Annotated in this window: 8 protein-coding genes and 1 pseudogene; 7 read left to right on the forward strand and 2 right to left on the reverse strand. The window is 41.5% G+C overall.

Translation table 11 applies throughout. The features are described from left to right. The coding region (locus V7K89_RS00915; protein ID WP_335183874.1) for a S41 family peptidase at positions 1–597 on the forward strand (597 nt) is incomplete at its 5' end. A 286-nt stretch (positions 598–883) separates the two neighbouring features. Here V7K89_RS00915 and V7K89_RS00920 read toward each other — a convergent pair. Then, the gene (locus tag V7K89_RS00920) at positions 884–1,864 is read right to left on the reverse strand and encodes an aldo/keto reductase family protein (protein WP_335183875.1); all 981 of its coding nucleotides are present in this window, start codon (positions 1,862–1,864) and stop codon (positions 884–886) included. 245 nt (positions 1,865–2,109) lie between these two features. On the opposite strand from V7K89_RS00920, the gene V7K89_RS00925 reads away from it, so the two are divergent. The 6 genes from V7K89_RS00925 to V7K89_RS00950 all read left to right on the forward strand — a co-directional run bounded on the left by V7K89_RS00925 (position 2,110) and on the right by V7K89_RS00950 (position 4,619). Further along, on the forward strand, positions 2,110–2,253 hold the full coding sequence (locus V7K89_RS00925) for a hypothetical protein (RefSeq protein ID WP_335183876.1): 144 nt from the start codon (positions 2,110–2,112) through the stop codon (positions 2,251–2,253). A 213-nt stretch (positions 2,254–2,466) separates the two neighbouring features. After that, a complete protein-coding gene (locus V7K89_RS00930) occupies positions 2,467–2,769 on the forward strand; it encodes a hypothetical protein (protein WP_335183877.1) in 303 nt (100 codons plus the stop codon). A 483-nt stretch (positions 2,770–3,252) separates the two neighbouring features. Continuing rightward, positions 3,253–3,570 (forward strand): hypothetical protein, encoded by a 318-nt coding sequence (locus V7K89_RS00935; RefSeq protein WP_335183878.1) that lies wholly within the window; start codon positions 3,253–3,255, stop codon positions 3,568–3,570. A gap of 97 nt (positions 3,571–3,667) precedes the next feature. Continuing rightward, positions 3,668–3,910: a hypothetical protein gene (locus tag V7K89_RS00940; RefSeq protein WP_335183879.1), complete on the forward strand. Its 243-nt coding sequence runs from the start codon at positions 3,668–3,670 to the stop codon at positions 3,908–3,910. A gap of 75 nt (positions 3,911–3,985) precedes the next feature. Continuing rightward, positions 3,986–4,369 carry a hypothetical protein gene (locus tag V7K89_RS00945; RefSeq protein ID WP_335183880.1) on the forward strand — a complete coding sequence of 128 codons (384 nt, stop codon included), beginning with the start codon at positions 3,986–3,988 and terminating at the stop codon, positions 4,367–4,369. A gap of 55 nt (positions 4,370–4,424) precedes the next feature. After that, entirely contained in the window at positions 4,425–4,619 is a 195-nt protein-coding gene (locus V7K89_RS00950) for a hypothetical protein (protein ID WP_335183881.1), read from the forward strand. Positions 4,620–4,909: 290 nt separating this feature from the next. Here V7K89_RS00950 and V7K89_RS00955 read toward each other — a convergent pair. Continuing rightward, a pseudogene (locus V7K89_RS00955) lies at positions 4,910–5,188 on the reverse strand (hypothetical protein); the annotation flags it as partial.

Below are 5,188 nucleotides of genomic sequence, written 5' to 3' on the forward strand. Positions count from 1 at the left end.
AGTATTAAGCTAATTGAGCAAGATGGCAAGAAAGTTGGTTATATTCATATCTGGTCAAATGCAGCAGACCCCTACCAGCAACAACTTCAAGATGAACTAATTTATGGTCGCTTAAAAAATGCAGATGGTTTAGTTTTAGATTTAAGAGATGGATGGGGTGGAGGAGATGTTAGTTATCTCAACATCTTTACTGCCAAACATAATCTTAGCATCACTAACATTCTACGAAACCAACGCCGTTATACCTATAACTATCAATGGAAAAAACCTGTAGTGATGTTAGTGAACTCAGGCAGTCGTAGTAGTAAAGAAATTCTGGCGTTTGGGTTTCAACAAAGTAAGATTGGCTCAGTGATTGGAACTCAAACGGCAGGAGCCGTACTTGCAGGTCGTCCTTATTTAATGCCAGATGGTAGCTTGCTTTATGTTGCAGTTACGAATGTATTTGTTAACGGCAATCAAAGGCTAGAAGGTGAAGGTGTAATACCAGACATTAATATTCCATTTCCTCTAGAATATGCCCAAGGACTAGATCCTCAAATACAAACAGCTATAGAAACTGTGTTACAAGCAAAATTCTCACCAATAGATGAATAGCTTAAAATGCTTTTAGAGAGCTAAAACTAATTTTTTCTGTTTATCGATGAGTTTGCTTGCTAGGCTACTAATGTCAGGCACTTACTCACAATAAAAGTACTTTCGCCTCGATCTTGGGCATTTGATTTTTCAGCTATCCCTAGCTTCAGATCCTTCAAATAAGCGATCGCCATAATGTAGTCTATTGTTGGTGTGGAAATGAGCTACGCGCAATGCTGCTCATCTCAAGGTATATCCTTGACAACAAAAAAGCTTTTGGGTTCACACCGAAAATTAGCTATTTTCCTCACCTTTGAACAACCGATGCTAATATTTGGTCAATCGCTGCCAGTACATCTGTATCTAGGTGTACTCCTGATGCACCACCATTATCAACAATTTGTTCTGGACGGCTAGCACCAATAATTGCTGAAGACACACGCTCATCTCGTAATATCCAAGCTAGAGCTAATTGTGGCATACTCAACCCTAAGTCTTGGGCAATGGGTTTGAGCTTTTCTACTGCTGTTAGTGTGCGCTCGTTAAATAACTCTTCCATCAAAAACGAATTCATCTTTTCGTTAGCAGCACGAGAATCGGGAGGTGGAGTTTGCCCTGGCTGGTATTTACCTGTAAGTACACCTTGAGCTAACGGCGACCAAACAATTTGACTGATGCCATTAGCTGCACACAATGGAAACACCTGTGCTTCCGGTTTGCGCCACAGCATGGAATACTGGGGCTGGCTGGAAACAAAGCGTTCAACATCGGGAAGATTTAGTGCTGCTTCGATCTGCTGCGGACTCCATTCACTAAAGCCGATGTAACGAGCTTTTCCCTGACGCACTACCTCAGTCAGTGCTGTCATGGTTTCTTCTAAAGGTGTACTTGGATCGTAGCGATGGCATTGGTACAGGTCAACGTAATCGGTACGCAGTCGCTTTAAGGAAGCATCAATTTGTTTTCTGATTTGGGCTGCTGAGAGTCCTCGCTCATTGGCTGACATGGGAAAGAAAACTTTGGTCGCTAAGACATAACTTTCGCGCTCAGTACCTTGCAATACATCTCCCAAAAATGATTCAGCCCCTCCCTGAGCGTAAACATTTGCAGTGTCAATAAAGTTAATTCCAACCTCAAAAGCTTTGTGTATACAAGCTTCTGCATTTTGCTGCTCTACACCACCTCCATAAGTCAGCCAGGAACCGAGACTAATTTCGGAAACGCTCAACTTGCTGTTTCCCAATTGTCTGTATTTCATTTGTATTTCTCGTTTCACTGTTGTTTTCATGTTTATTAATCTCCAAGAAGCTATTTTTAGCGTATTTATAAACTTTGTCTCAAGCCACCAGAGCTTTCCTCATTCAAATTGCAGATATTTTGTCTGTTTAAATACACCTAATGAAGATTCTCAATCTCTGCGCCATCGCTTTGCGACTATAAATTCCGTGACAAAAGCAATCTTCTTTATATCCAAATGGCATGAAGATTCATCTGAAACAAGCGTCAGGGCTATCTTGTTGGGGGTAGGGTGTAGTGTTTAAGAAAACTGAAGACGAGTGCGTCAAGGAGTTCAACATCTTCTTAACTCCCCACACCTCATCTGCTTGGGGAGCCGATTTCACAATCAAATTGGATCGTGACCCTGCTCAACCTCAAGTTACTGATTTGTGGGCTTAAGTGTCAAAAACGCAAAATAATTTTGACTTTTAGACAATGATGCTACTGCGATCGCTTTAAGCCATCTACCCGAAAAAGAAATTTGTACTCAATTGGTAAATTCTTACAATTAGGGACTCGTATTTTCAATCTTATTTGGTGTATCTTGTTAATTTCGTGCTTTTTATTTATACCCATCTTCTCCCAACTTTACAAGGGACAAATTTTAAGCCAATGCCTTCGAGGGAACAGCCAATGAATACTTCTAATGATATAGATACCAAGAAGATCATCAAAAAACCGTCTAAGCTGACTTTGAAGGAAATGAAGTTAATCGAAGAAGCAGAAGACCAACTTCTTCAAGCTAATACTGTCAATTCTCCAGCCCCTGTGGTTGAGGTTTATGATAAACCAGTAGCGATTTCAGAGCCTAGAGTTCCTAACTATGTTCCATTCCTTGACAATCTTCCAGTACAATCTGTGGGTAATTCCGGCTGGCAGGTTTCTGATGGAAGAGCGGGATATTCGAGTAGATGATTTTTGTAATTGATGGTTGCGAAAAGCAAGCGCCTAGCATAGCCGAGCGCTTCTGAAATCAAGCTCAAGATTGATGTTCATTCTGATACACACCATGCCAGAATGCGATATTCTAGCGTCTTACAGTTTAAGATACATCTAAATTACCGTTTCAATTGCGAACTTTACCCGCAATTACTCTATCTGGCAATCGTAGGCTGTGGACGGGCGGTTGTACCGAAGGCAGTTTCGGCGGCAATAAGCTCTTCTCAAGCCTTCTCCAAAGGATACGAAGACAGCGTAGCTTGCTTCTTTGTTCGCAATAGCGTCCCGTAGGGAAGGAGTACGGCGATCGCAGATGTGGCAATCGGAACTCCAGTACAAGTTTACAACCTTGTCTCCCGGCAATGGCAACCAGGAGTGGTGGAGGACTAGTCTGGACAAGAAAATCTATTGATGAGCTACTCTCGCCGCAGGCGATTACGCTTTGTGGGTTAGTCTAAAATGGTAGCAAATATTGGTGTCAGAGAAACTTTAATGCTTTCAGGAACAATTCAACCCTACAGTCAAAGACAGACAGTTTTACGAACCAATGACGGTGATTTTCTCATTCTTGGGCAAGAAATTCACCGCTTGGGTTTGTGGCGAATACGACGGTTAGGGCTATTGTGGGGACAAAAGGCAACTGCCCAAGCCGACCAATCGTTTATGAATGATACCCAATTTCTTGGAATTATTGGAATTATCAAGTTGAATACGCTGCAACTTGAAAACTTCTCAACACTCATTGAAGCAAGCAAGCAATTACAGCACCAGACATAATTATCAATCAGTTTATGCCCTTGGCTGCTAGCCATTATCGCGCAAGGAAGTTGCTCCCGTTGTGGCTCTCAAGTTTCTTTGTCTATAAAGTGCAATTATGAACATTAATCCTAATGAAGAATTTGAACAGTATTTAAAAGACCCTGTAGATCCAGAACTCAAGGCACTATTTGAAGAGGCTGAGGCTTGTTTGCAAAGATATGATGCAAAGTCAAAGGAAGTAAAGCAACTCAGTCAACAGATGCAAGATTTGGCATTTTCGCTTGATCTAGAGTGTGCTGAATGGATATATGAAATATATGCAAGTAATCGCAACGACTTAGAGGACAACTCAAACTAGCGATGCCTACGGCAACTCTAAGGAGGAACGCAATTAAGTTATGATTTGGGTAGACAAAGCTACCCAAGTCTAGCCATGAGCCGACCACAATTAAACATCAAGTTTGATGGTGAGGGGGAGAAAGAATTACTTGAGACTGTCAAGACACGGGCGCAGGATGAACGTATTTCTCTTAAAGAGTTTGTTTTGGATGCCTTGAAAAATCGCTTGACAGTTCCTCAAGCTACCCAATCTACCCAACCGAAACCAGCTCTCCCTAAACCAGAGGTAGACGAACTGAAGCGGCGAATAGTTGATATTCAAATAAGTTTGATGAGTGAGGTTAGGAAGGATAGAAAACAAATTGCAGCACTAGCACAAGCCCTAGCTTTGATTGAGTCACGCTTGGATGTTCTCGATCCTCCCAATATAATGACACTTGAAGAAGATAGTCAGGCTAGACAGTCTAGACAAGGGTAAACCTGGGGGAGTGATGCTGTCGAGTTTTTAGATGCAATCAGCTGGGGTGATGATAATGGGTGAGATTAACGATTTACGATTCACTGCACCACCATCCGACTTGGAGCGTTGGGAGTGGTTTTTTAAGGAGATGGAGAAACGCGGACTAATAACTATTTTTGAAAGCTCCCAACACTACGCCAACCGAGGCGACTCAAAACTAAAACGTCAATATTTCAAGGTCAAATTAAATGCACAAAACTCTGATTAGTTGCTTTGACAGTTTCCAAGTGTAGCAACTGCCTAATGTTCTAGTAAAGTTTACTAGACTTCACCATAGTTTATAGGTTGCTGTGATTCTGGTAAAGCTTTAAATGAACGAAACTAACAAGTTAATTGTAAATGAGAAAATTCATTGCATTTAGCGGCCGGATGCTCAACCCTTTGTTCTAGCTAAATAAATATTAGTTATAAGCTAGAACATAAAGAGAATACCAATTCCATTGTTATTTTTGGATATTTAGATTCATTTTAAGGTACTGGCGGTAGAGTATGGATTCATCACTCTGACGCAAGGCGCTCTTGTAACACTAGTTCAACTTCTGACGCTCTTATGAGTAAAGAGTTATCCTCTGGTGATTCTTCTGTCAATGTATTGGCGCAAGAGCGAAGTAGGGATTCAGCCGTTGTTAGCAGCGTTCGTACACGCATCAGCCGATTTCGTCGCTCAATCCCAAGTTGCGCCTCTAAAAAACGTGGGTCATTGTCATGGCTCAGATGAATAACCTTGACGAGTTGCTTCTCAATAGAGGGTTCAAATATTGGTTCTCTTGCTGTCAA

The organism is Nostoc sp. (assembly GCF_036917515.1).
Lineage (GTDB): Bacteria > Cyanobacteriota > Cyanobacteriia > Cyanobacteriales > Nostocaceae > Nostoc.

Coding starts and splice junctions, on each gene's coding strand:
- V7K89_RS00945 (WP_335183880.1), top strand. CDS start 3,986: ATGAGCCGACCACAATTAAACATCAAGTTTGATGGTGAGGGGGAGAAA.
- V7K89_RS00950 (WP_335183881.1), top strand. CDS start 4,425: ATGGGTGAGATTAACGATTTACGATTCACTGCACCACCATCCGACTTG.
- V7K89_RS00940 (WP_335183879.1), top strand. CDS start 3,668: ATGAACATTAATCCTAATGAAGAATTTGAACAGTATTTAAAAGACCCT.
- V7K89_RS00935 (WP_335183878.1), top strand. CDS start 3,253: ATGGTAGCAAATATTGGTGTCAGAGAAACTTTAATGCTTTCAGGAACA.
- V7K89_RS00920 (WP_335183875.1), bottom strand. CDS start 1,864: ATGAAAACAACAGTGAAACGAGAAATACAAATGAAATACAGACAATTG.
- V7K89_RS00930 (WP_335183877.1), top strand. CDS start 2,467: ATGCCTTCGAGGGAACAGCCAATGAATACTTCTAATGATATAGATACC.